Source organism: Macrococcus sp. S115 (genome assembly GCF_030067655.1).
Taxonomy (GTDB): Bacteria; Bacillota; Bacilli; order Staphylococcales; family Staphylococcaceae; genus Macrococcoides; species Macrococcoides psychrotolerans.
Window position 1 is genome coordinate 63,184 of record NZ_JASJES010000007.1, and the last position, 25,884, is coordinate 89,067.

The window sequence follows — 25,884 nt, forward strand, 5'->3', positions numbered from 1 at the left end:
TTTAGATATTAAGGTATTGTTAATCTATTATAAAATAGTGTGAAATTTCTATTAAGATGTGAAAAGCAGTTTTATTTTTAAATTAATTTATCTAAAACAATGAAGTTGTGTCTCTTTTTCTTTATAATGAAACTATTAAACATTAGAAAGGTGAGAGCTATGTCTTTATCAAATTTACAGCCCATGCATTATATCGCACTTGGATTAGCAGTAGCACTGTTGTTATTCATCGTGCTCTTTATATATGCACTATCGAGCAAGAAGAAAGCAATACGTGCAAAGGAAGAAGCACTGAACAAAGAACGTTCAGAAATGAAAAGTAACTACGAGGAATCTAGTGAAAAATCAAGATTAACGTTTAAGAAGGAACTTGCTGAACAGAAAGATACATACGAAACACAGTTATCGACACAAAATGCACAGATTGATTCACTGAAATTATTTTCTAGAGATAAGGGAGAATATTTAACGGATTTAACATTGATTAACCTTAAAGATAATCTTGTCGCACAAGAACGCATCCGTCCAGAAGATATGCACGTATTAGCGAATATCTATATTCCAGGAAAACGTGTGAAAAGTACAGATAAGCTAGATCACGTTATTTTAACACGTACAGGAATTTACGTAATCGATTCTAACTACTGGACAGGACATCTATACCACGGTATTAGTGAGATGCAGTTTGATGGGGAACCGATATTTGAAACAGTATTCAACATATTAGAACTAGATTCGAAATCTGAACAGACAATCTGTCTCGATAAGGGAGAAGACGGTTCAGCACAGTTCAGGTCATACAAACATTCGATAGAAGAACTGAAGCTAAAGGCAGAACGATTAGAGAAAGTATTCGAATTACCATATCCGGTTACACCGATTGCTTACTACAATGCAGAAGGAGTAGGAAGCGAGCATATTACGAACTACTCTCGCGATAATAGTGTGAAGGTAATTGTCGGTGAGAAAGAATTGGAACATTTCTTCGAGAAGTTTGTCTTCCACGGCAGATTCCAGTATAAAGTTGAAGAATTAGAAGAAGTACGTGCAGCAATTGAACATTTGAATCCGTAGAGTGAATTCAGATGCGCAAGTACCAGATTATTGCGTTTTCTGGTGCTTACGTAAAGAAACTTATAAAAAACAAAAAGAAAGTACCAGATTATCGATTAATCTGGTACTTTCTTTCGTCAATGCTTCTATCATGTTTACTACTGTCTTCACAAAAAAATTACAATTTTGTAATATGTATTAAAACATAGCCGACTGTAAACAGTAAGGGTCCGAATATATAGCTTGAAAGCGCATAGGTAAGACATTTTCGTTTATGCGACTGCCACAGTGCAACAAGTTCAAGATTAAGTGTAGAAAATGTCGTGAAGCTGCCGAAAATACCGACACATATCCATAAACTCCAGCCATCGCTTAATGCCGCACATAGTCCGAGCAGCAATGACCCGAGCAGGTTCGTAATGAGCGTCCCTGTCGGATATGCATCGTTATATTTGCTGAGTAATAATCTTAAATAAGCCCCGATTGGAGCACCAAGCATTACAAGGATCATCGCGCACCTGCCTTTACACCGAGAAGGCAGAGCAGAAATCCACCAATGATGGTAAGCACTAGATAAAGCATTAGCATCCTATACGCGCCTGTTGACAATAATACATACGTCTCTTTACTCATCGTGGAAAATGTTGTGAAGCTGCCAAGGAACCCAGTCGTAATTGCTTTATAATGATGGGGCTCTAAGCGTGTTTTTAACGCAGTGGAACTATAACCCATTAAGAAAGCACCGATAACATTGACGATCAGTGTAGCCCATATATTTTCGAATATTAAGCTGAGCCCATATCTGCTCGCGGCACCGAGCATGCTCATCACGATAAATAGCATATTTCAACCTCCTATAATAAAAGGACAGGACCTCAGTCCTATCCTAGAATGCCGAATAATATCAAAATACTTAATAATTGTAATAAAATAACGATCAGTATGACAAATGGCCATACTTTTGCAACTTTACGAATGCCTGAAGAGAGTTCACTTTTTAACCCTTTATCAATCATTATGATACTGATGATCAGCATAATGCAGTTGGAGATACCTGTGAATAAGACGATAGACTTTAAAGAACCAAATAGCATAGACATCAAAGGATTGTAGCCATTGCAGATAATGCTTAAAAGGACGAAGAATATGGACAGATAGACGTATTTGTTCCCTTTCATAATAAACCTCCATATTTTAATTCTTATATTTTATCATATTTATATTGTTCCGTATTGTTTTTTTATAAGTTGTCAATGTAGCGTACACGAAAGAAATTGTTATAATAAAGATATCAATTAAGAGGAGGTCAATTATGACTAAGTTAAATGTTCAAGTATTCGCAGATGGTGCCGATATCAATCAGATGAAAGAGGCGTATCAGAACAAGACGGTAGATGGGTTTACGACAAACCCATCATTAATGGCTAAAGCAGGTGTAGAAGATTATAATTCATTTGCAAAGGCTGCAGTAGAAGCAATTCCTGATGCATCGATTTCATTTGAAGTGTTCGGTGATGATATGGAGATGATGGAGAAAGAAGCAGCCATCATCCAGTCATTCGGTGAAAATGTATTTGTTAAGATTCCTGTAGTGAACACAAAGGGAGAGTCAATGATTCCGCTTATCAAACGCTTATCTGAACAAGATATTAAACTGAATATCACTGCGGTATATACGATTGAACAAGTAGAAGCGATTGTGGATGCGATTAAACCGGGCGTTGAGTCATACGTATCAGTATTTGCTGGACGTATCGCGGATACAGGTGTAGATCCGATGCCTTTAATGAAACAGGCGGTTGAAGTTTGTCACAGTAAAGACGGCGTGAAGTTATTATGGGCAAGCTGTCGTGAGTTGTACAATGTTATTCAGGCAGATGAAATCGGCTGTGATATTATTACGTGTCCGGCAGATGTTGTAAACAAGATCCCGAACATCGGGCGTGACATTAATGAACTTTCAGTAGATACTGTAAAAGGATTCGAAAAAGATATTAAAGCGAGCGGCTTGAGTATTTTATAATTGATTTGTGATGAGTAGGTGATGTGGTGAGTGTCCAAAAAACGGCCACTTGCACACCCAAATACATCTGAGTGTCCAAAAAACGGCCACTCGCGTACCCAAATACGTCTGAGTGTCCAAAAAACGGCCACTCGCACAAAATAACAGTAGTCTGAGACATTCTCGTCTCAGACTTTTTTTACAAGTGAGGTGATTTTATGAAATATTTAGTGCAGCTCCATCCTGACGCACAAGACTCTTTTTTTGAAGAAGCATATATAGACGTCATTCGTCATTACGAAATGATGCAGCAATATTTAGTAGAGTTGAATGAGGAAGACTATAGCCTCCTTATTCAAAATCCTTATGTTCTGCATATTGAACGTGATCATGATGACAACACAATTTTATAAAATAAAAAAAAGGTATTGCTTTCTTTCGAAAATCGATATAATATAATAAACATACAAAATTTTCAGACTATTATATGATTCGGAGGAATTTCATTGACCAAGAAGTTTAAGCTAAAAGCGGCATTATTATCGATCGGACTTGTAACAACACTGGTGTCACCTGTTCAAGGTGCAGAATTTGACACCAAGAAACCTCGAACACCAAAGTTAAATAGTACAAACATTGCCCAAAATGAAGCGATTGACAGTCAGCTGAAAGTATTGAGCCAACAAGGGGCAATTGATAATGACTTAAAGGGGATTTCCGGACAAGTCAATGTTATCGTACACTATGATGAACCCTCTGTCGGACTGGAACGAGGGTTAAAACAGACCAAGAGCAAGAAATGGTCAAAGCTCTCAGATGAAAAGGTTAAAGAAAAGATTGCAAAACAGCAGCAGAAGGCAAACAGCAAGATGCAGAATAAAGGCATCAAATATAAGAAGAATCATTCATATCAAACGGTAATTAACGCTGAGGCAATGACGGTTGATGCTAAAGATATTGAAAAGATTGCTCAAATTGAAGATGTCGCACTCGTCGAAAAAGATGATGTCATCCAAATCGATCCTTCTGAAATGCAGGCTTCAAAACAACAAGATGTGGCCAAAGATACGATGGGAGATGAGCTGAACTTAAAGCTGATTCCGAGTATCACACATTTGAAGGTAGATAAAGTATGGGAGCTAGGTAATAAAGGTAAGGGTGTTAAAGTCGGAGTAATTGATACAGGAATCGACTATAACCATCCAGATTTAAAGGATGTCTATAAGGGTGGCCGCAACTATGTTGGTGGTGGTGACTACAATACGAAGCGTAATGCAGATGACCCTTATGAAACGAAACCGGAAGAACGTCCAGGCCACCTGCCGGAAGTCAATGAAAGCGGCAGCGAATATTATACAACTCATGGAACACACGTTGCAGGGACGATTGCTGCACAAGGTAAGAATGAATTCGGAATGTATGGTATCGCACCGAATGTCGATTTATATGCATATCGTGTGCTTGGAGCGTACGGTCGTGGAAGTACGTCATGGATTGTTGGTGGCATTGAAGATGCGGTGAAGGATGATATGGATGTCATCAACTTATCGCTAGGTAATTCAAGTCCAGAAGAAAATCAAGCGAACTCGATGGCAGTGAACAATGCGATGCTCCTTGGTGTAACGGCGAACGTTGCAACAGGAAATTCCGGACCAGAGCGTTCAACAATTGGTGGACCGGCAACGAGTCCGTTAGGAATCGGCGTAGGTAATACAACACTACCTGAAGAACGTATAGATGTTGATTTAAAGCTAGGTGAAGAAACAAAGAATTACAAGTTGATGGCGTATGAGTTTGGAAATAATCCAGAAACAACGTTAAAGGATCAATATGAACTTGTAAATATACCAGGACTTGGAAAGAAAGAAGATTTTGCGCAAGTGAATGTGAAAGATAAAGTTGCACTTGTAGAACGTGGTGAAATTGCATTTGTAGAGAAGATTAAAAATGCAAAAGATGCAGGTGCAAAGGCGGTTATTGTTTACAATTCAGAGACAGGGTCAAATAGCCCAGGACCGGCAGATATTTTCGTGGGTGCTTCATTCGATTATATCCCGACTGTTGATATGGACCGCACACAAGGTTTAGCACTGAAAGCGAAGCTTGAAAAAGAGAAGGTGATGATTGATTTCACTAAATTCAACGTTACGACGACACCAGGAGATGACGTGAATGACTCATCTTCTCGTGGACCATCATTGCCAAACTTTGATATTAAGCCTGACGTGAGTGCACCTGGAACAAATATTTTGTCGACAATTCCTTCGTTTGCAGTAGGCGATAACTATAGTAAGGCATACGCACAATACACAGGAACATCGATGGCTACACCACATATCTCTGGGGTGAGTGCCCTATTGAAAGAATTACATCCAGAATGGACACCATTTGATATTAAGAGTGCACTGAGCAATACAGCGAAACATCTTGATAAATCTAAATTTGACGTCTTCAGTCAAGGTGCGGGTCTAGTTCAGCCACTTGAAGCTGCAACTGCAACATCACTTTTCAAAGTGGCGCATGAAACAGAAGTAAATGGCGTGAAACAAACACATACACGTGGAACGATTGCATTTGGTAACCAAGTTCCGACAAGTAAAGCACAAGTAATTACGAAGACTATTGATGTACAGAAGTTATCATCTGATGATAACTATGCAATTGAAGTTGAAACAACACGACCTTCAAAATCTGGTGCAACAGTAACTACAGATGTGCAATCAATCCAGTCAGGTAAAGTTACTGTAAACTTAAATATTCCAGCAGGCACACCTGTTCAAGGTGACGAAATTCAAGGATATATTCACTTTAAAGGCAATCGTTCCTATGCTCTGCCATTTGCAGCGAACTTATCTGAAGTGAAGAAGAAAGGCTTTGAAAAATTTGCCCTGACAAACTACCATATGTCACCAAACGGTGATGGTAATAATGACGCTTCTTCAGTACACATGAAAGTATATAATAAACAAAACTTAACGCTGTTAAAATATTATGATTTACTGAATGAGAAGAGTGGACCAGCAGGTGACGGTTACGTAGGAAGTATTGATCTATTCTCTGGTTTAGATGGAGAGAAAGAAGTTGTGCTGGACGGTAAGCTGTACAATATTGAGGGCTCAAATCGCGTTGAAGGGAAGCTTGCAGACGGTGTATATGCAGTAGATGCTATTACGACGAGTGATAATGGAAATGCCACAGCAGATGACTATCCATTATTTGTTAAGACGAAACCAGCAGAAATAAAATCATTAGCTTTAAATAATGGAAAGCTATCATTTAAACTTGATGACCTGTACATCAATGCTAAAGAAACACTTGCAAGTTATGATATCAACTACAATGTTTCTGAATTTCTAAAAGCTAGCTATGAACTAAGCAATAATAAAACAGGTGAAGTCGTAATATCTGATGGTGGTGAAGGAACGATCGATATCAACGATAAAGGTGAATATCATCTCACATTAAACGTTGAGGATGTTGCAGGAAATAAAGCCAGCTTTAAGTATACGGTGAACACGAATACGAATGAGGTCTCAGAAGGACACAAAGACATCAAAGATAACACTGGGACACCAGTTGATGAAGCTAAGACGTTAACAGACAGCGAAGTCAATCAATTTGTTAACGGAAAGCAAAAAGTATTAACAGTGGAAGGTGACAAAGCTGTAACCTTTACTAAATCACAGCTTGCTAAACTTTCACAGATGAAGAAGAATAAAAGTATCGTATTAAATACATCGCTGCACGCTGTCAGTTTAAATTCAGCAAACATGAATGAACTGAGCAAATATGGAGATGTAACGATACAGATTAAAAAAGTAGACAGCACATATCAGAATGCAGTTCAAGTACTGGTTAAAGCTGGAGATTCAGAAGTGAAATCATTAGTACGACCTTATGCGTTATATATTAAAGGAAACAGAGGACTGAATGTATATAATGCAGACGCTAACCAACGCGTCGCAAGTAAGTACGATAAGAAGCTTGGACAATATGGTATCCAGGTTACACAATTTAATACATTTGGATTGAAGTAATATAAGCTCTCCCGAATTTATGTCGGGAGGGTTTTTTGTTTTAAAGGGGAGAGAATTGATGTATGAAATTGGCATGGTGCCAAATTCGCATCCCCCTTGTGCCTCTATATAGTCGCCTTAACGCGTTAAATGATAGAAAATAGTTTCTAATAATCAGAAAATTATGGTAACATATTAATGTTGTAAAGAAAGGGGTTACATGATGAAATTTTTCGATGTTAGTGAAAATTGTATTAGCTGCGTATTTAACGAAAAAATCGCACCTGATATTAACAAATCTGTGATTGCTCTAAGTCGAGCGATCGAACAGGCACAGATTGAAGGGATAACTGAACTGGTCAATTCATATAACACTTTAGTAATATATTTTAATGATGATATAACAACACATGATGAACTAAAGAAGCACATTTCAGAATTAAAGATAGCTGACAGTAATACTGAAAAGAAGCGTACGTTTGTAATACCTGTATGTTATGACAAAAAGTATGCGCTTGATCTGGAAGAACTTGCAGCAGCACATGAATTAACGACAGAAGAAGTGATTCAGATTCATTCTGAAAATGAATACTTAGTCTATATGCTAGGATTTATGCCGGGGTTCCCGTATCTTGGTGGTCTGGATGAGCGTATCGCGACGCCGCGTAGGTCATCTCCTAGAAAAGCGATTCCAGCAGGTTCTGTCGGTATCGCTGCGAATCAGACAGGAATGTATCCACTTCAGTCACCAGGAGGCTGGAATATTATCGGGCAGACACCACTGAAACTCTATGACCCAAATAGAAATCCTGTCGTTTATTATGAAGCGGGTGATTATATTAAATACGAACCGATTACGCTTGAACAGTTTGACGAGATTAAGCGTCAAGTTGAAGCGGGTACGTATGAGATACAAGTGAAGGAGGAGAAATGATGGGATTACAGGTTATTAATCCAGGGTTGTTCACGACCATTCAAGATCTCGGTCGATTCGGCTATCAGAATATCGGTCTTAGTCCTTCTGGCGGAATGGATTATCGTGCAGTCATGCTTGGTAATTTACTCCTAGGCAATGATGAATTTATGAGTATCGAGATGACGATGCAAGGGGGGATATTTAAGTTTGAAGAAGCATGTGCATTTGTGATTACAGGAGGTAATATGCTTGCGGAACTTAATGATACACCTGTAGAAAATCGTGCTGTACATAACGCTGAAGCCGGAGATATCTTAACATTCAAAGCAGTGAAGAACGGCTATAGAACGTATTTAACAGTAAAGAATGGCTTTAAGCTGGACAAGGTGAATAATAGTTATGCAACACACACTAAGATTGGTATCGGTGGTGTTGAAGGGCGTACATTACGTAAAGATGATATTCTCGAGTTCAATAAGCCTGAGCATAGCAAGACGCAGCGCTTAGCGACACATTTTATCGATAAGGTGAGTACGATCCGTTTTATACCTGGTCGTCAGTATAAACGTTTTAAAGATGTTCATGAAACATTGCTGAACACTTATGAAATTTCAAATACATCTGACCGTATGGGTATGCGTCTAGAAGGTGAACCGCTTCAAGTGAAGACGAACTATGACATTATTTCAGAACCTGTCCAATTGGGTAGCATACAAGTTGCATCTGACGGGCAGCCGATTATTTTATTGAATGATCGTCAGACTGTCGGTGGTTATGCGAAGATTGGGACGGTATACTTTGCAGATATCCCGACACTTGTACAAAAAGCACCTGGCAGTGAAGTACGCCTTGTAGAAGGAACGCTTGAAGAAGCGATTGAAGAGAAGAAGAAAATGATGAGCATTATTAATGAAGTTGGCCTACATGCGTATGATGTAAGACATACGAGTGGCAGAATCCAAAAATTAATACAAAGGGCGGAGTAAAATGAATTCAGAAAAGTTACAGCAGTTAATCGATATGATGAACGACAATGATTTAAAGATCATTAAAGTAAAGTCAGGGAAAGATGAGTATTACGTAGAAAAAGCGGTGCAAGAAGTACAATACGTACCACAAGCACCTGTTGCAGGAGTACCACAATCACAAGTTCAAGCTGAACGAGAAACGCCAGGCGATCATGTACAAAAATCTCAGCTTGTCGGAACATACTATAATATGCAGGATGAAACATCGAAGGAACCTTTTATTCGTGTAGGAGATAAAGTGGAAAAAGGTGATCGCATCGGTATTATTGAAGCAATGAAAGTGATGAATGATGTCTTTGCAGATGTTGACGGTACAATCGAAGAAATCTTCGTACAAAACGGTACTGCTGTTGCATATGACGAGCCACTTGTACGTATTAAAGAGAAGTAAGGGGGAAATATGTTGAAGAAAGTTCTTATCGCGAATCGCGGGGAAATCGCGATTCGTATTATCAGATCATGTAAGAAACTCGGCATCAAGACGGTTGCAGTTTATTCTAATACCGACGCTGACAGCTTACATGTTGCACTTGCAGATGAAGCGGTTTGTATAGGCCCTGCGAGTTCAACAGAAAGTTATCTTAATATGAATAATATTATTGCCGCTGCAGAAATTACACATGCAGATGCCATCCATCCAGGATATGGATTCTTAGCGGAAAACTCTAAGTTTGCACGCCTTTGTGCTGAGCATGACATCGTCTTTATCGGACCGACGCCTGAGACTATCGACAAAATGGGTGATAAAGCAGAGGCACGTAAGACAATGATTGCTGCAGGTGTCCCAGTTATTCCAGGTTCTAAAGATGTCATTCCAACGATCGAAGAAGCTCGTGAAAAAGCGCGTGAAATCGGAGTGCCACTTGTGATTAAAGCGGTTGCCGGTGGTGGTGGTAAAGGGATGCGTATCGTGAGTCGTGAAGAAGATTTCGATAACTTATTCCATGCTGCAAAGAACGAAGCAAAGAAAGCATTCGGTGATGACCGTATATATATCGAGAAATTCATTCGTACAGCACGTCATATCGAAGTTCAGGTCATTGGTGACGGTCATGGAGATGCTGTACATCTCTATGATCGTGACTGTTCGATTCAGCGTAACAACCAGAAGCTAATTGAAGAAGCACCTGCTGTTATCGTGCCGGACGAAGTACGCGTACGCATGACGACAGATGCTGTTAACGCTGCGAAAAATATTAGCTATCGCGGCGCAGGTACGCTTGAATTCTTATATGTAGAAGAAATACAAGAATACTACTTCCTTGAGATGAATACGCGTGTTCAAGTAGAACATACCGTAACGGAAATGATCACTGGCGTTGATATCATTGAAGCACAGCTCAAGATTGCATTATATGATGAATTTGATCTGAAACAAGAAGACATTCAAATCATGGGCTTTAGTATGGAATGCCGTATTAATGCCGAAGATCCGAATCATGGCTTTAGACCGAGTCCAGGGAAAGTAACTGCATTACATCTTCCTGCAGGACCAGGGGTACGTATCGATACATTCTTATATCCTGACTGTATGGTATCTCCATTTTATGATTCGATGATCGGTAAATTCATTACATTCGATAAGACACGTGACCGCGCAATCAAGAAGATGCTTGCCGCACTTGATGAAACAGTTATTGCGGGATTCGAGACGAATTTAGATTACCAGTATCGTATCGTACAGCATCCAAGATATCATGAAAACTTAGTTGATATTAAATTCTTAGAGAAAAATCACTTCCTGGAGGGATAATATGTTCATTGACTTAAATGCGGATTTAGGCGAAAGTTTCGGTAACTATAAGATAGGCAATGATGAAGCGATTATTCCGTTGATTACTTCAGCAAATATTGCTTGTGGGATGCATGCAGGTGACTTTAATGTATTAAATCAGACGATAGAACGTTGTAAAGCACATGGTACAGGTATCGGTGCACATCCAGGATATCCAGACCTGCAAGGGTTCGGTCGACGTAACCTAGATATGACGTATGATGAAGTAGAAAACTTAATCACCTATCAACTCGGTGCCATCGACGCATTCTGTAAGAAACATGGTGTTACTATTAACCATGTTAAACCCCATGGTGCACTCTATAATGCGACAAGTGGTGATGAAGGACTGGCAAATGCTATCGTCAATGCCATCTACAACTTTAACCCGGAACTTAAGGTCATGGGCATCTCAGGTGGTACGCTCGTTAAAGCAGCAGAAAAGAAAGGCATGACTGCAATCAATGAAGTATTCGCAGATCGTAATTATACAGATGAAGGGACATTAGTTTCACGCAAACAAGATAATGCGATGATTCATGAGCAACAAGCTGCTGTTGAACATGTATTACGAATGGTGCGTGATAACAAGGTGAAGACAGAAACAGGAAAGCTTATCGATTTACGGGCTGACTCCATTTGTGTGCATGGTGACGGACCAGAAGCATTAGCCTTTGTAAAGGCAATTATCGAAGCATTACAGACCGAAGGAATCAAGATTCAAACCATATAACATAATCAAAGGGGAAATACTATGGAAAAACAAAACATGACAGCAGCACAGAAGCGTCTGCTCTTCGGTGCAATCTTCCTGATGGCAACATCAGCAATCGGGCCGGCATTCTTAACGCAGACAACTGTATTTACTGAAAAGCATCTTGCAAGCTTTGCCTTTGCCATCCTGATCAGTATTGTCATTGACATCGGTGCGCAGCTTAACATCTGGCGCGTCTTAACTGTGACAGGGAAACGTGGCCAGAATATTGCAAACGAAGTATTTAAAGGACTCGGAAGTTTCATTGCAATCTTGATTGTGATGGGCGGACTTGCATTCAACATCGGGAATGTCGCTGGAGCAGGCCTTGGGTTCAATGCTTTATTTGGCATTGATGTACGTCTCGGTGCAGTGATCACGGCAATCCTTGCAATTATCATCTTCTCAAGTAAGAGTGGCGCTAAAATCATGGACGTCATCACTCAAATTCTGGGTGTACTCATGTTACTGACAGTAGCATTCGTAATGATTAAGACACAACCGCCATATGGAGAAGCAGTGACAAAGATGGTGATGCCGGATAATCCAGCAGCACTTATTATGCCGATCATTACAATCGTTGGTGGAACAGTAGGAGGATATATTACATTCGCCGGTGCCCATCGCCTGATTGATGACGGCATGGTGGGACAGAAGAACTTACCATTCGTATCACGTGCAGCAAACTTAGGGATTATTACAACAGGTGTGATGCGTTTCTTCTTATTCTTAGCAGTATTAGGTGTAGTGGCAACAGGTGTATCATTAAACCCTGATAACCCACTAGCATCAGCATTCCAGCATGCATTAGGACCAATTGGACCACGTATATTCGGATTAGTATTATTAGCAGCCGCATTAACATCGGTAATTGGTGCTGCTTATACGAGTGCATCATTCTTGAAAGGATTTCATCCGGTATTCTCGAAATATAACAATATTGTAATCATTATCTTTATCGTATTCTCTACAATCGTATTTGTAACAATCGGTAAACCTGTTAAATTATTAATCTTAGCAGGCGCATTCAATGGACTAATCTTACCGATTACATTATCAGCAATCTTGATTGCATCTAAAAATAAACGTATCGTTGGTGATTACAAACATCCAACGTGGCTACTTGTCCTCGGTGTAATTGCAGTACTTGCAACAATCGGTGCTGGGTTCTTCTCAATCCAGGCATTGATTGATCTATGGAATAGCTAAATATTTAGGATAATATAGCTAAAAAATGACTGTGCTTATAACAAGCACAGTCATTTTGCTATCTTAATTTAAATTGTTCGATTGCGTGACCAATCTCATCTCTGACACGCTGGAATTCTGACCAGGCTTTACCAGCAGGGTCATCAAATCCCCAGTGTTCTTTCTTTATATTCGGTGGCAGAACTGGACAATTATTATCTGCATCACTACATAAAGTAACGACGAGGTCTGAGTTGTTTAGAATATCTTGATCAATCAAGTCTGATGTATGATGAGAGATATCAATTTCCACCTCTTTCATCACTTCAATGGCTTTAGGATTCACACCATGTGTTTCAATTCCTGCTGAATAAACGTTCCATGTATCTCCTAGAATGTGCTTTCCCCATCCTTCAGCCATCTGACTGCGACAGGAGTTTCCTGTACAAATAAAATAAAGTGTCTTCTTCTCCATGAAAATCCCTCAAATCTTTAAAATAATATTAATGTTAAATAAAGTCCGAACAATGTAACGAATAAAACTGGAATCGTGATGACAATCCCTGTTTTAAAATATGTTCCCCATGAAATCTTCACACCTTTTTGTGAGAGTACATGTAGCCATAACAGTGTGGCAAGTGAGCCAATCGGTGTAATCTTAGGGCCTAGATCTGAACCGATAACGTTCGCATAGATCATGCCTTCCTTTAATAATCCGGTTGCATCGGATTGACCAATTGCAATGGCATCAATTAACACAGTGGGCATGTTGTTCATCACAGATGATAAGAATGCAGCGATAAAGCCCATACCCATGATGCTGCTGAACAAGCCATATGTAGAAATCGTAGAAAGCACATCTGCTAGCACGGTCGTGATACCGACGTTCTTAAGCCCGAAGACGACGAGATACATCCCAATAGAGAAGAAGACGATGTTCCACGGTGCGCCTTTAATAACTTGCTTTGTATCTACAGCAGGGGATTTGCTTGCTAATACAATAAAGATAATTGTAATGACTCCTGCAATCAGTGAAACAGGGATATTGATAAATTCACTGCTTAAGTAACCGATGAAGAGAATAAATAGCACAATCCATGACATCTTGAAGAGTTTCATATCTTTGATCGCACTTTCAGGTGTCCCAATATTATCCGTATTAAATGTACGTGGTATCGATTGCCTGAAATATAACCATAGAACAACGATGCTTGCAACAAGTGAGAAGAGATTCGGAATGATCATACGGCTGACATATTCAACAAATCCGATGTTAAAGTAATCCGCAGAGACGATATTCACGAGATTGCTGACGATTAAAGGCAGAGACGTCGTATCTGCGATAAAACCACTTGCAATAATAAACGGGAAGATAACCTTCTGATTGAACCCGAGACGTCTCACCATGGCGAGAACAATCGGTGTTAATATCAGTGCCGCACCATCATTAGCAAAGAATGCAGCAACAATAGCACCAAGCAGCATAATATAGACGAACATCTTGAAACCATTACCGTGTGAGGCACGGACCATATGGATGGCTGCCCATTCAAAGAAACCAATCTCATCTAATATAAGCGAGATGATGATCACTGCGATAAACGTAAGCGTGGCATTCCACACAATATCTGTGACCTCAAGTACGTCAGAGAAACTGACGACACCTGTAAGAATTGCAACGATTGCACCGACAACTGCTGTAATACCGATGTCTAGACCTTTCGGCTGCCAGATAATAAAGACTAACGTAATAAGAAATATGGCAATCGCGACTGCTGTCATCACTGGCACGCACCTCTTTTCATCGTGTTACAGATACATGCTTCTTGCGATGCGTTCAGTGAAGATAAGTGATCGTTAATATCCTTCAGCTTATCGTGATTCAGCTGATACATGCGTTTGTTACCATCTTTAAATGTCGTCACGAAACCTTGGTCCACGAGTGTTTTCATATGATGGCTGAGTGTGGGTTGTGAAAACTGGAAGTGTTCGAGTAAATCACAAGCACAACGTTCACCACAAGAAAGTATATCCAATATTTCAAGTCGACTCGCGTCAGATAATACTTTCAGTGTTGCTGCTAAAGCTTTATAAGTCATAATAAACCTCCTTGATTTAATACAAACATAGATTAACATCTATATAGATGAATGTCTATATAAATCTAGAAAATTGTTGGTATGAATGGGTATTAGCTGTGAACGACGGTAATTTCAAAAACTCTTTATTAAATTTGAAATATTCTGAAAACTAAAGTAAACTAAAAGTGTAATTTTAAAAATTAAGGGGGATTTTGTATGGCGAAAAAGATTTTTGAAATTGACTTAACGAAGAAAATGCATGAGCAAAAACATCCTGGACATAACAGATGGCATCCTGATATTCCGGCAGCATTCTCGGTAGAGCCTGGTGAGGTCTTCAAGATGGAATGTCTGGACTGGACAGATGGACAGATAAGCAATAACGATGACCCTTCAGATATTGAAAAGGTAAACTTAAAGCGTGTCCATGTATTAAGCGGACCTGTACATGTCAATGGGGTAGAGCCAGGAGACTTGCTTGTCGTGGATATTCTCGACATTGGAACATTCAGTGCACATGAGTGGGGATTCAATGGAATATTCGCGAAAGAAAATGGGGGAAGCTTCTTAGTCGATCATTATCCGAAAGCTGCCAAATCTATCTGGGATTTTGAAGGAATCTATGCAACGAGTCGTCACGTACCGAATGTTAAGTTCGCAGGTATTATTCATCCAGGATTAATGGGTGTTGCGCCGAGTCAAGAGATGCTGGATGAATGGAATCGCCGTGAAAAAGCACTAGTAGACACAAACCCGAATCGTGTACCAGCGCTTGCAGAGCTGCCAGATCCAGATTCATGTGTGCTCGGAACACTCAAAGGAGCGGACTTCGAGCGCGTAGCAAAAGAAGGTGCGAGAACAGTGCCGCCTCGTGAAAACGGTGGGAACTGTGATATTAAGAACTTATCAAAAGGTTCACGCGTCTATTTCCCAGTATTCGTTGGTGGGGCGAAGCTATCAGTAGGAGACCTACATTTCTCACAAGGTGATGGAGAGATTACATTCTGTGGAGGAATTGAAATTCCTGGATGGATTGAACTTAAAGTCCATGTGATTAAAGGTGGCATGGAGAAATATAAGATTAAGAAGAACCCGGCATTCCAACCAGGGCCAGTAATGCCGCATTATAATGAATATCTCGTATTCGAAGGAATCTCTGTTAATGAATTCTCTGGAGACCAGCTTTATCTTGACGCCAACACTGCATACCGTAATGCCTGCTTAAATGCGATTGAATTCTTGAAGACATGTGGCTATACAGGAGAACAAGCATATATGTTACTTGGGTCAGCACCTGTACAAGGGAATATTGGTGGCATCGTAGATATTCCAAATGCATGCTGTACGTTATCTCTGCCTAAGGAAATCTTTACAAATAATATTATTCCGAAGCTTGATGAATAATGCCGAAGTATACATTTGAATGTCCAGCATGCGGACAATATGATACGTGGAAATCAATGAATAGCAACTTGAAAGAGGATGAATGTCCGGAATGTTCTCAAGTGACATCGAGAGTGTTCAAGAGTTTCAGAACAAACCATATGGACCCGAAGTTATATAATCGAATTAACGCAGGCATGACACCGAAAGTCGTTAAAAGAGAAAACTTACCGACGAGTAATATTAAAAGTTTGAATAAGAATAAGAATCCAATGTCTTGGACAGTATAATTGTGACACCTCACACATGTGGGGTGTTTTTTTGGTAAGGAATTAAGGTGTGAATTTGGCACGACGCTAATTTCAAGATAGAAAACAATTTCAACCGATCTTCCATTAATTCCTAGTGTTGTTCTAAGTTTTACAAATGTCCATAGACAAATCATGAATTTACACGCGATGATTTTAATTTTTAAAATTTTGACTTACTTTCATCATGATTTATTCACATTTATATACAAATAAGGCATCTCCCTTCCTATAAAATTATCATTGTAATTATTGATTAGGGGGAATACAGATGAAAAAGACAACAGTGCTACTTGCAACATCATTACTACTTGCGGCGTGTGGTAATGCAGAAACGAAACAATCGGAACAGACGAAAGAGAAGACGGCGGCTAAGACTGAGCAGATTAAAGCGGACCAGCAGACGACTAAAGTAGACGGCTATTCTTTAAAAGAGCCGAAAGAAGATACAAAATGTGCTGCGTGTGATATGAAAGTCTATCAAAAGTCTGATGCTATGGGTAAATATTCAGCACAAGCGATAGGAGAAGATGGTAAGAACTATTTCTTCGATGACCTGTTCTGTCTCTTAAACTATGAGCGTAAGTCGGACAAGAAGATGAAAGCGAAGTTTGTACGTGACCACAAGACATCAGAATGGATCAATGTCAGCGATGCGAAGTTTGTTAAAGGTGAGATTAAGACACCGATGAATGTGGGTATCGCGAGCTTTAAAGAAGATAAGGATGCACAGGCATTCGCACATGAGCATCATACTGAAGTAGAGCAGCTTGCTGCTGTTGATCAGAAAGCGATGATGCGCTTTATGGAGAAGCACAAAAAGATGAAAGATATGAATGAAAGTCACGAAAGTCATGAACATCACAGTGAATAGAACAACGAAGGGACAGATAATCTTTATTTGTCTCTTTCTTGCGATTATTCTGTGTCATATGGATGCACATGCGAACGTGCATAGCGAGAAAATTGTGACAGAACCAATTCATATTACTAAGGATCATACGACGATTAAAGATGTAACGATACGTTATTCTGGTTCTGCACCACCGATCACCATTTCGAATAGCCGCGACGTTACACTAAAAAATATTAAGATAATCGGCAATGGAAAAGCAAATGGAATTCATATTGAGAATTCATCACAAATAAAACTGGATAATATAGATATCTCTCATACAAAGGATGGCGTCTACCTTGAACATGTTGAACGCGTTAATATGCGCAATATATCTTCTAGAAATAATCGGTATGGCATCCATTTCATGTATGTAAATCATGGTGAACTAGAGCGCAGTGTCGTACGCAATAACGTTACAGGTATTATGCTGATGGTATCTGACAACATTAAGATTACACATAATAAGATTGTGGATCAGCAAGTATTGAACGCAACAGGGATGACGCTCTATAAGAGTACGGATATACACGTAAAGAACAATCAGTTCATTCAAAACAGTACGGCTCTGAGCGTACAAGAGATGACAAAGAGTCATATTACTAAAAATGATTTCGAACGTAATCTCAATAGTATCGAAATTTATCAGTCGGATATCCCGATACAGGACAATCGTTTCAGCAATAATATATCGATTGCGAATATCGATGAACAGCAGCATCAGTTCCGCAATAATATGTATGACGACCCATCTATAATGGATCTGGATGGTGATGGCATAGGAGATACACCGAAGCGTTTCAGCAACTTATTAGGAGAGACGATGGTGAAGGATACAACATTAAATTTCTTTCAGAATGGCCCGCTTCACATTCTGCTGCAATGGATAGAAGATAAGAGTATTACGTTAGAATCCGGTTATCAGGATACAAGTCCACAAATGCTATCTCGCAATATACAACTTAACATTTGGCTCCCCATTCTATTATGCAGCTTAGCAATCATTCTATTAACATTAAGGAGGATACGATGAAATATATCATTACATTATTGATTACAGCAATTCTGCTCGCAGGTTGTGGCAAACCTGACTTAAGTCCGCGTGACATCAATCAGAAGACAGATAAATGTGTCGTATGCAATATGATGATCGATCATCCGGAGCAGGCAACGCAGATGGTCTACAACAACGAAGATCATCTGATCTTTGATGATATCGGCTGTATGATGGAACATTATAATAAAGAGAATAAAGACGATATCGGTATGATGTATGTGAAAGACTACAAGAAAGATAAATGGATAGACGCAACGAAAGCATTCTACATTTACAACAAAGACATCTGGACTCCGATGAACTATGGTGTAGCAGCATTTGAAACTGAAGCAGATAGAGATGCCTTTATGAAAAAGTATAAAAATAGCAAACAGCTGCAATTCAATGATCTGAAATCATTTAAGTGGGGCATTCACGCATGATCTGGATGGAACTCAAGCAGAGTCTGCGTAATCCAGTGTTCTATATCACAGCAATCATCTATATTATTACATTTATACTCGCAAGCTTATTTCAAACAGGGACAGAGCACTCCAATTTATTTCAGATGAACTATGCGCTCAGTATTGAACTGCTGATCGTCCCATTATTCATTCTAGCTATCGGCAGTATGACTGTAGCACATCATAATGAAACAGGATGGCTGAAGTTACTTAAGACTTATCCGATGCGTTATAGAAGCTATATATTTGGCCACTATATTACTATCGTGCTGCTCTATACAATGATGCTCGCCATCAGTATCGTGATGGGTATCATTATCGGTGTACATATGGAATTCGTCTTCATATTACTATCATTCATCATGATTCTCATATTCTCAAGTATCGCAGTATGGATTGGCATCATCTCAAGAAATCGACTCAGCGCAATTGGTATTGCACTCTGTTTCTGGACGCTGTGGCTACTTATCATCCCATTTACAATCATTGCATTGAATGATCAATTGAACAGACAGATGCTCTTTCAAGCGTTAGTAGCAAATATTCATCTCAATCCAGTCGACCTTATCCGCATGCTGTACTATTACTGGACAGATCAGCTCGCACTACTTGGACCAGGATTCTACAATTATAGTAACTGGCTGAAAGGCATTGGTCACTACATCTTATATATCAATATTATGTTATTTATTGGTGTACCGCTCGTATTGAGCTATATTACGATGTTAAGGGTGAGGAGAAGCAAATGATAGACATACAGCAATTACAATTCAAATATAATAAACAGAAGACATTCGGGCCCGTCACAATGCACCTCGGCACAGGTAAAGTGCACGTGATGATAGGAGAAAATGGCGCCGGAAAGAGTACACTTATCAAACTCATGCTCGGTGAACTGAAAGCGAAGACAGGCTCATTGCAAGTACCAGAACAAATCAACTATATGCCTGATGACCTGCAGTTTCCACCATACTTGAAAATCAGCGAAATCATTAAGATGCTTCAAAGAATTAAAGACAGCACATCAAATGATGCATTAGCACAAGTTGGACTAGATGATAATCGAGAACAATTTGTTAAATCATTATCTAAAGGCATGCGACAACGCCTCAACCTCGCACAAAGCTTAATTGGAGATGCGGCATTTATCATTATGGACGAACCGACAAATGGTTTAGATCCATTATGGATATTCAAGCTGGAGGATATAATTCGTGAGCAAAAGGCACAAGGGAAGACGCTATTCATAACGACACATCAACTCGATTTTGCGCAGGCAATCGCAGATGAACTGTATGTTCTGAGAGATGGGCTGATCGTCCATCAATCTGAGAATCACTTTGAGGATGTCGAATCGCTGATTAAGCTCTATCGTGGCATATGATAGGGGAGCGAAATTGGCATGGCGCCAATTTCAAAATTAGAGAAACCCACCACAATAAGTGATGGGTTTCTCTTATTTTAATACAGCAATTCACTTTCTTTAATATCGGTGATAAACATGTACCCTGGCGCATGAGTAATCATCATTTCAGGCTTAACATTCAGACACACTGACTGAGGTGTTACACCGCATCCCCAGAATACAGGAACCTCGCCGTCGCGTATCTCTACAGCTTCCCCGAAGTCAGGGTTATTAATATCTTTGATGCCGATTGCAGCAGGATTGCCGATATGAAGCGGAGCACCATGTGCACCTTTGAAATGCGTTGTAATCTCAGACGCTCGAATCGCCTGAGCCATTGTCATCGGACGCATACTCACCGTTGTAGGACCGTGGAAGACACCACTTTGTTCAGTAGGAATGTTCGTAATATACATCGGTACATTATGACCTTCCTCTATATGACGCACAGGAATATCAGCATCAAGCAATGCATGCTCAAATGTAAAGCTACAGCCAATAATGAAAGCTACCATATCCTCACGATATAGATCCTTAATATCATGACGTGTCTCAACATGTACGCCATCACGATAAACATAGTATTCACCCACATCAGTGCGAATATCCGCATGAGGACCATACTTAGGAAAAGAAAATTCCCCAACCTCAGTAATATCAAGTAAAGGACAGGACTTTGGATTACGGTAACAGAACTTAAGGAAATCATAAACATAACGTTCAGGCAATATCACAACATTCGCCTGGATGTACCCCTTAGCCATGCCAGACGTATGCTGGATAAGTTTATTATCGCGAATCAAAGCGCGAATTTCAGATGGTAGAGCAGATTGTAAATTCATAGTAGCACCCCTTTTTGCATATTTTGTAATTGTTTTTATTATGAAGTATATTTTATGTATATTGTAAGATAATTTTGTAAATTATAAAATAATATTGATAATGGATTATTTTAATACCATAATATAGATAAGTTGTTTAATTTATTAAATCAGTATAGATGATTGGTGAGGCAGAGTAACTATGTATGTAGATATAAATAATATAATCGAAGAATATAAGGGAAAAACAGTTTTTGAGTTGAGAGACATTTTAAATGAGTCGTCTACTTCGAATAGAGTATTATATGTAAATTTATCAAGAAAAATGTTGGGTCAACTAAATAATAAAAGTAATAACAGAATTAATATTGATAAAACTTCAATTATTATGAAAACTGTTAGAATAAAAGCAAATGGAAAATTAGCTCAATCAATGTCCTTTATTCCCGTTGATTTTGATGAATGGACTGAAGACAAAGGTTTTAAAGAAAGTTATCTTTATAATTATTTTAATAATAATTATTTTGCATTTTTTATCTTTCAAGAATTTACATCTGAAAAAATTATAAGCGAGAAAAATATAGTGTTTAAAGATATAGCTATTTGGAAGATGGAAGAATATGATTTGAACCATGGTCTAAAAGATATATGGATTTATGTAAGAGAATTAATAAAAAATAATAAATTAATCATAACTCAAAAAAAATTAAGTAATGGAAAATATATCAATAAAAATAACCTACCGTCATCTAAATTTAATTACTTAGGACATCTTAGACCAGGAGCAAAGGATGGTAAAGATATAGAGGTTTTGCCAACAGGTCAAAAATTAGTAAAGCAAAAGTTTTGGTTTAATAAGTCATATATTGAAGAAATCATTGGATTATAAAGGAGTGTAAAAATGGAAGATATAAATTTATTAGACTTAATTGGAAAAGGAATTATAAAAGAAGGTTCACATATAGTAAATGTACCTATAAAAAAACCAAATGGTACTAAATATAATGGACAAACTTATATGATACCTTTGGATTACCTTTATTATAATAATCAAAATGGAAGAATTGGAGTAGCTTTGTCACAGTATGAAAGTGAGAATGGTACTCTAGTTCCAGGCCATAAGGAGGAATATAATAATATTGTTCAGAAAATGTTATATCCTTTAGATAATGAAAAAGTAAAAAAGGATATGGAAATATTGGTTAGAGATATACATAAAAAAGGGCAACAAGAAGTTGGATATGTATTAATTGATGGTAGAGTTATAGACGGTAACAGAAGATTTACAGCAAAAAGAATGTTACAACAAGATTTAGATATTACAGAGACACAATATTTTGAAGCTGTGATATTAGAAGATTTAAATGTAAATAATCACAATGATCAAAAAGATATTAAGTCATTAGAATTACAAATTCAATTTGGAAAATTAGGGAAAGAAGATTATGACCCGATAGATAGAGCGATAGATGCTTATAAAACTATTAAAGTGAATAATATTATGACTGAAAAAGAATATGCTGATTTTTCTGATATAAAAATTAACGAAGTTAGAAAAAGAATCACTGTTGCAGAACTGATAATAAAATTTTTAAGATTCACTAATTCACCAACTAATAACTATTCAATTGCCAAGGAATTAGAATTAGATGGACCTTTACAAGATTTACAGCCACAATATAAAAAATTTAAAGGTACTGAAGAGGAAGAGGTATTATTAAATTCACTTTTTAGTAAGATTATTCAAATAAGAGTTGATAATGAAAATTTTCAAAAAGAATTTAGAAATATCGTTAAAAATGTTATTGGTACAGGTCAACAAGATTCATTTATTGAAGATATGGAAGATACTACAGATACAATTGTTGATACTTTTGCAGAAAGAGAAGAAATTTCAAATAAAATAGAAATTTTTGAAAGAATTGGCAAGGATGATAATCTGAAAAAAGCATTGAAAGAAGTTAAAAAAGTAAGTTATGAACATTCGGAGACAGCAATAAATATTAAAAATAAAAATAAACCTGAAGAGCTCATAAACAAAGCCTTAAAATCATTAGAGTCGATAGATATTAGTAGCATTAAATCACTGGATTTGTTACAAAAAGAAGTTTTAAAAGAGCCACTAGTAAAAATAATTAATAAAATAAAAGAAATTGAATCAGAGATAAACTAATGTTTAAAAATATTGAAGAAAAATTATTGAGTAGCTATGATTCATTGGAAGATGATATAATCAATGATTTTTATAATCCAATTCTAGAAAATGCAAAAATTTATAAGCGTGTAAGCTGCTATTTTTCATCTAAAAGTTTGTCAATGTATTCTAGTGGTTTAGATAGATTTTGTGAAAATGGTGGGTATTTACAACTTTTAATCTCTCTAGATATTAGCTATGACGATTTCAACGAAATTGAATTAGGTTACAAATTAAGAAATGATGAAATGTATTTAACTGAAAAAGAAATTGCTTCCCTTGGAAATTTAGCCTACATGATTTCGCTAGGAAAAGCCGATGTAAAATTTGGATTTGTCGAAAATGGTTTGTTCCATTCAAAATGGGGGATTTTTACAGATGGAAATTTAGATTCTATATATTTTATTGGCTCTAATAATGAAACTGCTAGAGCAATAGAAAGAAATTATGAATCATTTGACTTAGATTTCTCATGGGATAGTAGTAAACATGTCAAAGAGAAGATAAAGAAAAAAAGAGAAAAGTTCGATAATGTATGGCAAGGACTTGATAAAAATATTACATGTATAAATGGGAATGAAATCCTTTATGAAAGTATTAAGAAATATAATACAGGACAAATTAATAAAATGAATATATTTAATAGTGCACTAATTTTAGAGATGGATAATAATAACCAATTCTATTTTATAGATAATACATCTAGTAAAATTTTGTCCAAATCATCATTTAAATCCAAATTAACTTATTACATATCTGATTTAAAAGGTTACCCATACCTTAAAGAAGATATAAATTATAAAGAAATTGAAAAATTGATTCAAAAAGTTAAGAAACAAGTAGAACGAAATAATGAACAGTTTGAAATTTCAAAAAATGTAATTGATTTTATTAATAGTCAGAGATATTCGATAGATGAATTTAGAAAATCTGGATTAACACTAAAGAATGGAAAGAAGAATTGGGAAGAAGAATTTGAAAACTTCGTATCTATAGTAAATTTCGAAGTAGATAGACCTTTGCTACCAAAACAGCTAGATGCAGCATTTTATATGTTAGTTCAAAAAAGAGCAGCGAATTTTTCTGTACCAGGATCAGGAAAAACTTCTATGTTATTAGGAGTCTTTGCGTACTTAAATTCTTTTCAAGTAGGGCAACCTATTGAAAGGATATTAGTTATTTGTCCTAAAAATGCTTTTGATCCATGGAGAATAGAATTTAAAAATGTGTTCGGAAATAAAAAAGAATTGAAATGTAATAGTACAGAAAATATAAATCAACGTAATGAATTAGAAAATATTTGGTTTAATTCTAATTTAATATTGATTAATTATGAGTCATTACCTAAGTATGAAGGTACTCTAGTTAAATTACTTAAAAATGATAGTCATACAATGTTGGTTTTTGATGAGGTTCATAGAGTAAAAGGTGTAGAATCAAAAAGGGGCGTTGCTGCATTAAATGTTTCGATGTTTACAGAATATAAATATGTTTTGACAGGAACTCCAATACCAAATAGTTATTTAGACATTTATAATTTCTTGCATATATTATTTAATAATGAATATGAAAGTCATTTTGCTTTTGATAAAAAAAAATTAATTAACCCTAATAAAAATGATGTTTCTATTATAAATGAAAAACTAAGTCCATATTTTTGGAGAATTAACAAAGATGATTTAAATGTACCTCCGGCCGAAGAAGATATATTGATTAAAGTTCTACCATCAAATGAACAATTACAAATAGCTGAGGAAATTTATTTGAATGCAAAGAATCCACTAGCTACCATTATAAGGATGATACAGTTATCAACTAATCCGAAATTATTGTCAAAAAAAATTTCATTTAATGAACTTGGATATTCAAATGAAGAAGATAGTGAAAATAATATTTATAATAAATCAGCATTAACTCTTTTATCAAATAGCTTGGATGATAAATTTGAGCAATATGCTAAAAAGTATAAATTAAATAAAGTAAAATCACCAAAATTTGAAAAAGGGATCGAACTTGTTGTTAATTTGGTGAAAAAAGGTGAGAAAGTGGTTATATGGGGATTATTTGTGGATACATTGCTTTTAATAAATTCAGAATTACAAAATGTAGGTATTTGTTCTGATGTGGTTTATGGAGCAGTTGATACAGATTCTAGAAAGAAAATTATCAACAAATTTTTGCAACATGACATGGAATTACCTGTCCTAATATCAAATCCTAACACATTAGGTGAATCGGTTTCATTACATTCAGTTGCACATAATGCTGTATATTTTGAATTCAACTACAATTTAACCTTTATGCTTCAATCAAGAGATAGAATTCACAGATTAGGGTTAAAAGAAAGTGATAAAACAAAATACTATTATTTAATAACAGAAAGTAACCTTGATTACTATAATTTTATTGATCAAAAAATTTATAATCGACTGGTTTATAAAGAGAAAATTATGAAAGAAGCAATTGATGGGGAATTTTTAATTCCAGAATTCCAAGATGATGAAATTCAAGTAATGAAAGATATTATTGAATCAGAAAGAAAATATTAAGAAGTTATTATATTAAC

Annotated in this window: 27 protein-coding genes; 20 read left to right on the forward strand and 7 right to left on the reverse strand. The window is 37.1% G+C overall.

What is annotated here, in order from left to right:
• Positions 1 to 159 precede the first annotated feature (159 nt).
• Positions 160 to 1,074: a nuclease-related domain-containing protein gene (locus QNJ52_RS09000; RefSeq protein ID WP_283722356.1), complete on the forward strand. Its 915-nt coding sequence runs from the start codon at positions 160 to 162 to the stop codon at positions 1,072 to 1,074.
• A gap of 157 nt (positions 1,075 to 1,231) precedes the next feature.
• Here the strand turns inward: QNJ52_RS09000 and QNJ52_RS09005 are convergent, their stop codons facing one another.
• Genes QNJ52_RS09005 through QNJ52_RS09015 form a run of 3 tightly spaced genes read right to left on the reverse strand, consistent with a single transcriptional unit; the run spans position 1,232 to position 2,231 of the window.
• Positions 1,232 to 1,564 (reverse strand): fluoride efflux transporter FluC, encoded by a 333-nt coding sequence (locus QNJ52_RS09005; RefSeq protein WP_283722357.1) that lies wholly within the window; start codon positions 1,562 to 1,564, stop codon positions 1,232 to 1,234.
• Entirely contained in the window at positions 1,561 to 1,896 is a 336-nt protein-coding gene (locus QNJ52_RS09010; RefSeq protein WP_101140918.1) for a fluoride efflux transporter FluC, read from the reverse strand. The genes QNJ52_RS09005 and QNJ52_RS09010 overlap by 4 nt, the downstream gene beginning before the upstream one ends.
• Positions 1,897 to 1,934: 38 nt before the next feature.
• Complete coding sequence (locus QNJ52_RS09015; RefSeq protein WP_099483777.1) at positions 1,935 to 2,231, reverse strand: hypothetical protein; 297 nt, start codon at positions 2,229 to 2,231, stop codon at positions 1,935 to 1,937.
• Between the two features lie 134 nt (positions 2,232 to 2,365).
• Between QNJ52_RS09015 and QNJ52_RS09020 the strand changes: the two genes are divergently transcribed.
• From QNJ52_RS09020 to QNJ52_RS09060, 9 genes are all read left to right on the forward strand, one after another.
• Entirely contained in the window at positions 2,366 to 3,076 is a 711-nt protein-coding gene (locus tag QNJ52_RS09020; RefSeq protein ID WP_099483776.1) for a transaldolase, read from the forward strand.
• 197 nt (positions 3,077 to 3,273) lie between these two features.
• Positions 3,274 to 3,468, forward strand: a complete 195-nt coding sequence (locus QNJ52_RS09025; RefSeq protein WP_283722358.1) for a hypothetical protein — start codon at positions 3,274 to 3,276, stop codon at positions 3,466 to 3,468.
• A 93-nt stretch (positions 3,469 to 3,561) separates the two neighbouring features.
• The gene (locus QNJ52_RS09030) at positions 3,562 to 7,092 is read left to right on the forward strand and encodes a S8 family serine peptidase (protein WP_283722359.1); all 3,531 of its coding nucleotides are present in this window, start codon (positions 3,562 to 3,564) and stop codon (positions 7,090 to 7,092) included.
• A 202-nt stretch (positions 7,093 to 7,294) separates the two neighbouring features.
• Positions 7,295 to 8,005: a 5-oxoprolinase subunit PxpB gene (pxpB, locus tag QNJ52_RS09035; RefSeq protein ID WP_283722360.1), complete on the forward strand. Its 711-nt coding sequence runs from the start codon at positions 7,295 to 7,297 to the stop codon at positions 8,003 to 8,005.
• On the forward strand, positions 8,002 to 8,973 hold the full coding sequence (locus tag QNJ52_RS09040) for a 5-oxoprolinase subunit C family protein (protein ID WP_219492871.1): 972 nt from the start codon (positions 8,002 to 8,004) through the stop codon (positions 8,971 to 8,973). Before pxpB ends, QNJ52_RS09040 begins: the two co-directional genes overlap by 4 nt.
• 1 nt (position 8,974) lies before the next feature.
• Positions 8,975 to 9,406: an acetyl-CoA carboxylase biotin carboxyl carrier protein gene (locus tag QNJ52_RS09045; RefSeq protein WP_120786861.1), complete on the forward strand. Its 432-nt coding sequence runs from the start codon at positions 8,975 to 8,977 to the stop codon at positions 9,404 to 9,406.
• A gap of 9 nt (positions 9,407 to 9,415) precedes the next feature.
• A complete protein-coding gene (accC, locus tag QNJ52_RS09050; RefSeq protein ID WP_283722361.1) occupies positions 9,416 to 10,768 on the forward strand; it encodes an acetyl-CoA carboxylase biotin carboxylase subunit in 1,353 nt (450 codons plus the stop codon).
• Position 10,769: 1 nt separating this feature from the next.
• Positions 10,770 to 11,522, forward strand: a complete 753-nt coding sequence (locus tag QNJ52_RS09055; RefSeq protein ID WP_283722362.1) for a LamB/YcsF family protein — start codon at positions 10,770 to 10,772, stop codon at positions 11,520 to 11,522.
• 21 nt (positions 11,523 to 11,543) lie between these two features.
• A complete protein-coding gene (locus QNJ52_RS09060) occupies positions 11,544 to 12,752 on the forward strand; it encodes an NRAMP family divalent metal transporter (RefSeq protein ID WP_283722363.1) in 1,209 nt (402 codons plus the stop codon).
• 58 nt (positions 12,753 to 12,810) lie between these two features.
• Here QNJ52_RS09060 and arsC read toward each other — a convergent pair whose 3' ends face one another.
• Genes arsC through QNJ52_RS09075 form a run of 3 tightly spaced genes read right to left on the reverse strand, consistent with a single transcriptional unit; the run spans position 12,811 to position 14,830 of the window.
• Positions 12,811 to 13,206 (reverse strand): arsenate reductase (thioredoxin), encoded by a 396-nt coding sequence (gene arsC / locus QNJ52_RS09065; protein WP_283722364.1) that lies wholly within the window; start codon positions 13,204 to 13,206, stop codon positions 12,811 to 12,813.
• 17 nt (positions 13,207 to 13,223) lie between these two features.
• A complete protein-coding gene (gene arsB, locus QNJ52_RS09070) occupies positions 13,224 to 14,513 on the reverse strand; it encodes an arsenite efflux transporter membrane subunit ArsB (protein ID WP_283722408.1) in 1,290 nt (429 codons plus the stop codon).
• Positions 14,513 to 14,830 carry an ArsR/SmtB family transcription factor gene (locus tag QNJ52_RS09075; RefSeq protein ID WP_101143039.1) on the reverse strand — a complete coding sequence of 106 codons (318 nt, stop codon included), beginning with the start codon at positions 14,828 to 14,830 and terminating at the stop codon, positions 14,513 to 14,515. Before QNJ52_RS09075 ends, arsB begins: the two co-directional genes overlap by 1 nt.
• 198 nt (positions 14,831 to 15,028) lie before the next feature.
• On the opposite strand from QNJ52_RS09075, the gene fmdA reads away from it, so the two are divergent.
• From fmdA to QNJ52_RS09110, 7 genes are all read left to right on the forward strand, one after another.
• Positions 15,029 to 16,216 (forward strand): formamidase, encoded by a 1,188-nt coding sequence (gene fmdA / locus QNJ52_RS09080; protein WP_283722365.1) that lies wholly within the window; start codon positions 15,029 to 15,031, stop codon positions 16,214 to 16,216.
• Positions 16,216 to 16,485 (forward strand): FmdB family zinc ribbon protein, encoded by a 270-nt coding sequence (locus QNJ52_RS09085; RefSeq protein ID WP_086039041.1) that lies wholly within the window; start codon positions 16,216 to 16,218, stop codon positions 16,483 to 16,485. Before fmdA ends, QNJ52_RS09085 begins: the two co-directional genes overlap by 1 nt.
• A gap of 289 nt (positions 16,486 to 16,774) precedes the next feature.
• Entirely contained in the window at positions 16,775 to 17,377 is a 603-nt protein-coding gene (locus tag QNJ52_RS09090; RefSeq protein ID WP_219492861.1) for a nitrous oxide reductase accessory protein NosL, read from the forward strand.
• On the forward strand, positions 17,340 to 18,431 hold the full coding sequence (locus QNJ52_RS09095) for a right-handed parallel beta-helix repeat-containing protein (protein WP_283722366.1): 1,092 nt from the start codon (positions 17,340 to 17,342) through the stop codon (positions 18,429 to 18,431). Before QNJ52_RS09090 ends, QNJ52_RS09095 begins: the two co-directional genes overlap by 38 nt.
• Positions 18,428 to 18,877, forward strand: a complete 450-nt coding sequence (locus QNJ52_RS09100) for a nitrous oxide reductase accessory protein NosL (protein WP_283722367.1) — start codon at positions 18,428 to 18,430, stop codon at positions 18,875 to 18,877. Before QNJ52_RS09095 ends, QNJ52_RS09100 begins: the two co-directional genes overlap by 4 nt.
• Positions 18,874 to 19,647 carry an ABC transporter permease gene (locus QNJ52_RS09105; protein WP_219521119.1) on the forward strand — a complete coding sequence of 258 codons (774 nt, stop codon included), beginning with the start codon at positions 18,874 to 18,876 and terminating at the stop codon, positions 19,645 to 19,647. The genes QNJ52_RS09100 and QNJ52_RS09105 overlap by 4 nt, the downstream gene beginning before the upstream one ends.
• Complete coding sequence (locus QNJ52_RS09110) at positions 19,644 to 20,282, forward strand: ABC transporter ATP-binding protein (RefSeq protein WP_283722368.1); 639 nt, start codon at positions 19,644 to 19,646, stop codon at positions 20,280 to 20,282. The genes QNJ52_RS09105 and QNJ52_RS09110 overlap by 4 nt, the downstream gene beginning before the upstream one ends.
• A 77-nt stretch (positions 20,283 to 20,359) precedes the next feature.
• Here the strand turns inward: QNJ52_RS09110 and QNJ52_RS09115 are convergent, their stop codons facing one another.
• A complete protein-coding gene (locus tag QNJ52_RS09115; protein WP_283722370.1) occupies positions 20,360 to 21,145 on the reverse strand; it encodes a putative hydro-lyase in 786 nt (261 codons plus the stop codon).
• Between the two features lie 181 nt (positions 21,146 to 21,326).
• On the opposite strand from QNJ52_RS09115, the gene QNJ52_RS09120 reads away from it, so the two are divergent.
• Genes QNJ52_RS09120 through QNJ52_RS09130 form a run of 3 tightly spaced genes read left to right on the forward strand, consistent with a single transcriptional unit; the run spans position 21,327 to position 25,867 of the window.
• Positions 21,327 to 22,013 (forward strand): PDDEXK family nuclease, encoded by a 687-nt coding sequence (locus QNJ52_RS09120; RefSeq protein WP_283722371.1) that lies wholly within the window; start codon positions 21,327 to 21,329, stop codon positions 22,011 to 22,013.
• A gap of 12 nt (positions 22,014 to 22,025) precedes the next feature.
• Entirely contained in the window at positions 22,026 to 23,297 is a 1,272-nt protein-coding gene (locus QNJ52_RS09125) for an RNA polymerase subunit sigma-70 (RefSeq protein ID WP_283722372.1), read from the forward strand.
• Entirely contained in the window at positions 23,297 to 25,867 is a 2,571-nt protein-coding gene (locus QNJ52_RS09130; protein ID WP_283722373.1) for an SNF2-related protein, read from the forward strand. The genes QNJ52_RS09125 and QNJ52_RS09130 overlap by 1 nt, the downstream gene beginning before the upstream one ends.
• Positions 25,868 to 25,884 lie beyond the last annotated feature (17 nt).

Bases quoted from the DNA above. Each gene is read 5' to 3' on its own strand.
- QNJ52_RS09015 (WP_099483777.1), bottom strand. From the start codon at position 2,231: ATGAAAGGGAACAAATACGTCTATCTGTCCATATTCTTCGTCCTTTTA.
- QNJ52_RS09045 (WP_120786861.1), top strand. From the start codon at position 8,975: ATGAATTCAGAAAAGTTACAGCAGTTAATCGATATGATGAACGACAAT.
- QNJ52_RS09110 (WP_283722368.1), top strand. From the start codon at position 19,644: ATGATAGACATACAGCAATTACAATTCAAATATAATAAACAGAAGACA.
- QNJ52_RS09120 (WP_283722371.1), top strand. From the start codon at position 21,327: ATGTATGTAGATATAAATAATATAATCGAAGAATATAAGGGAAAAACA.
- QNJ52_RS09075 (WP_101143039.1), bottom strand. From the start codon at position 14,830: ATGACTTATAAAGCTTTAGCAGCAACACTGAAAGTATTATCTGACGCG.
- accC (WP_283722361.1), top strand. From the start codon at position 9,416: ATGTTGAAGAAAGTTCTTATCGCGAATCGCGGGGAAATCGCGATTCGT.
- QNJ52_RS09040 (WP_219492871.1), top strand. From the start codon at position 8,002: ATGATGGGATTACAGGTTATTAATCCAGGGTTGTTCACGACCATTCAA.
- QNJ52_RS09125 (WP_283722372.1), top strand. From the start codon at position 22,026: ATGGAAGATATAAATTTATTAGACTTAATTGGAAAAGGAATTATAAAA.
- QNJ52_RS09095 (WP_283722366.1), top strand. From the start codon at position 17,340: ATGAAAGTCACGAAAGTCATGAACATCACAGTGAATAGAACAACGAAG.
- pxpB (WP_283722360.1), top strand. From the start codon at position 7,295: ATGAAATTTTTCGATGTTAGTGAAAATTGTATTAGCTGCGTATTTAAC.
- QNJ52_RS09020 (WP_099483776.1), top strand. From the start codon at position 2,366: ATGACTAAGTTAAATGTTCAAGTATTCGCAGATGGTGCCGATATCAAT.
- QNJ52_RS09090 (WP_219492861.1), top strand. From the start codon at position 16,775: ATGAAAAAGACAACAGTGCTACTTGCAACATCATTACTACTTGCGGCG.
- QNJ52_RS09060 (WP_283722363.1), top strand. From the start codon at position 11,544: ATGGAAAAACAAAACATGACAGCAGCACAGAAGCGTCTGCTCTTCGGT.
- QNJ52_RS09085 (WP_086039041.1), top strand. From the start codon at position 16,216: ATGCCGAAGTATACATTTGAATGTCCAGCATGCGGACAATATGATACG.
- fmdA (WP_283722365.1), top strand. From the start codon at position 15,029: ATGGCGAAAAAGATTTTTGAAATTGACTTAACGAAGAAAATGCATGAG.
- QNJ52_RS09105 (WP_219521119.1), top strand. From the start codon at position 18,874: ATGATCTGGATGGAACTCAAGCAGAGTCTGCGTAATCCAGTGTTCTAT.
- arsB (WP_283722408.1), bottom strand. From the start codon at position 14,513: ATGACAGCAGTCGCGATTGCCATATTTCTTATTACGTTAGTCTTTATT.
- QNJ52_RS09115 (WP_283722370.1), bottom strand. From the start codon at position 21,145: ATGAATTTACAATCTGCTCTACCATCTGAAATTCGCGCTTTGATTCGC.
- arsC (WP_283722364.1), bottom strand. From the start codon at position 13,206: ATGGAGAAGAAGACACTTTATTTTATTTGTACAGGAAACTCCTGTCGC.
- QNJ52_RS09025 (WP_283722358.1), top strand. From the start codon at position 3,274: ATGAAATATTTAGTGCAGCTCCATCCTGACGCACAAGACTCTTTTTTT.
- QNJ52_RS09100 (WP_283722367.1), top strand. From the start codon at position 18,428: ATGAAATATATCATTACATTATTGATTACAGCAATTCTGCTCGCAGGT.
- QNJ52_RS09055 (WP_283722362.1), top strand. From the start codon at position 10,770: ATGTTCATTGACTTAAATGCGGATTTAGGCGAAAGTTTCGGTAACTAT.
- QNJ52_RS09005 (WP_283722357.1), bottom strand. From the start codon at position 1,564: ATGATCCTTGTAATGCTTGGTGCTCCAATCGGGGCTTATTTAAGATTA.
- QNJ52_RS09130 (WP_283722373.1), top strand. From the start codon at position 23,297: ATGTTTAAAAATATTGAAGAAAAATTATTGAGTAGCTATGATTCATTG.
- QNJ52_RS09010 (WP_101140918.1), bottom strand. From the start codon at position 1,896: ATGCTATTTATCGTGATGAGCATGCTCGGTGCCGCGAGCAGATATGGG.
- QNJ52_RS09000 (WP_283722356.1), top strand. From the start codon at position 160: ATGTCTTTATCAAATTTACAGCCCATGCATTATATCGCACTTGGATTA.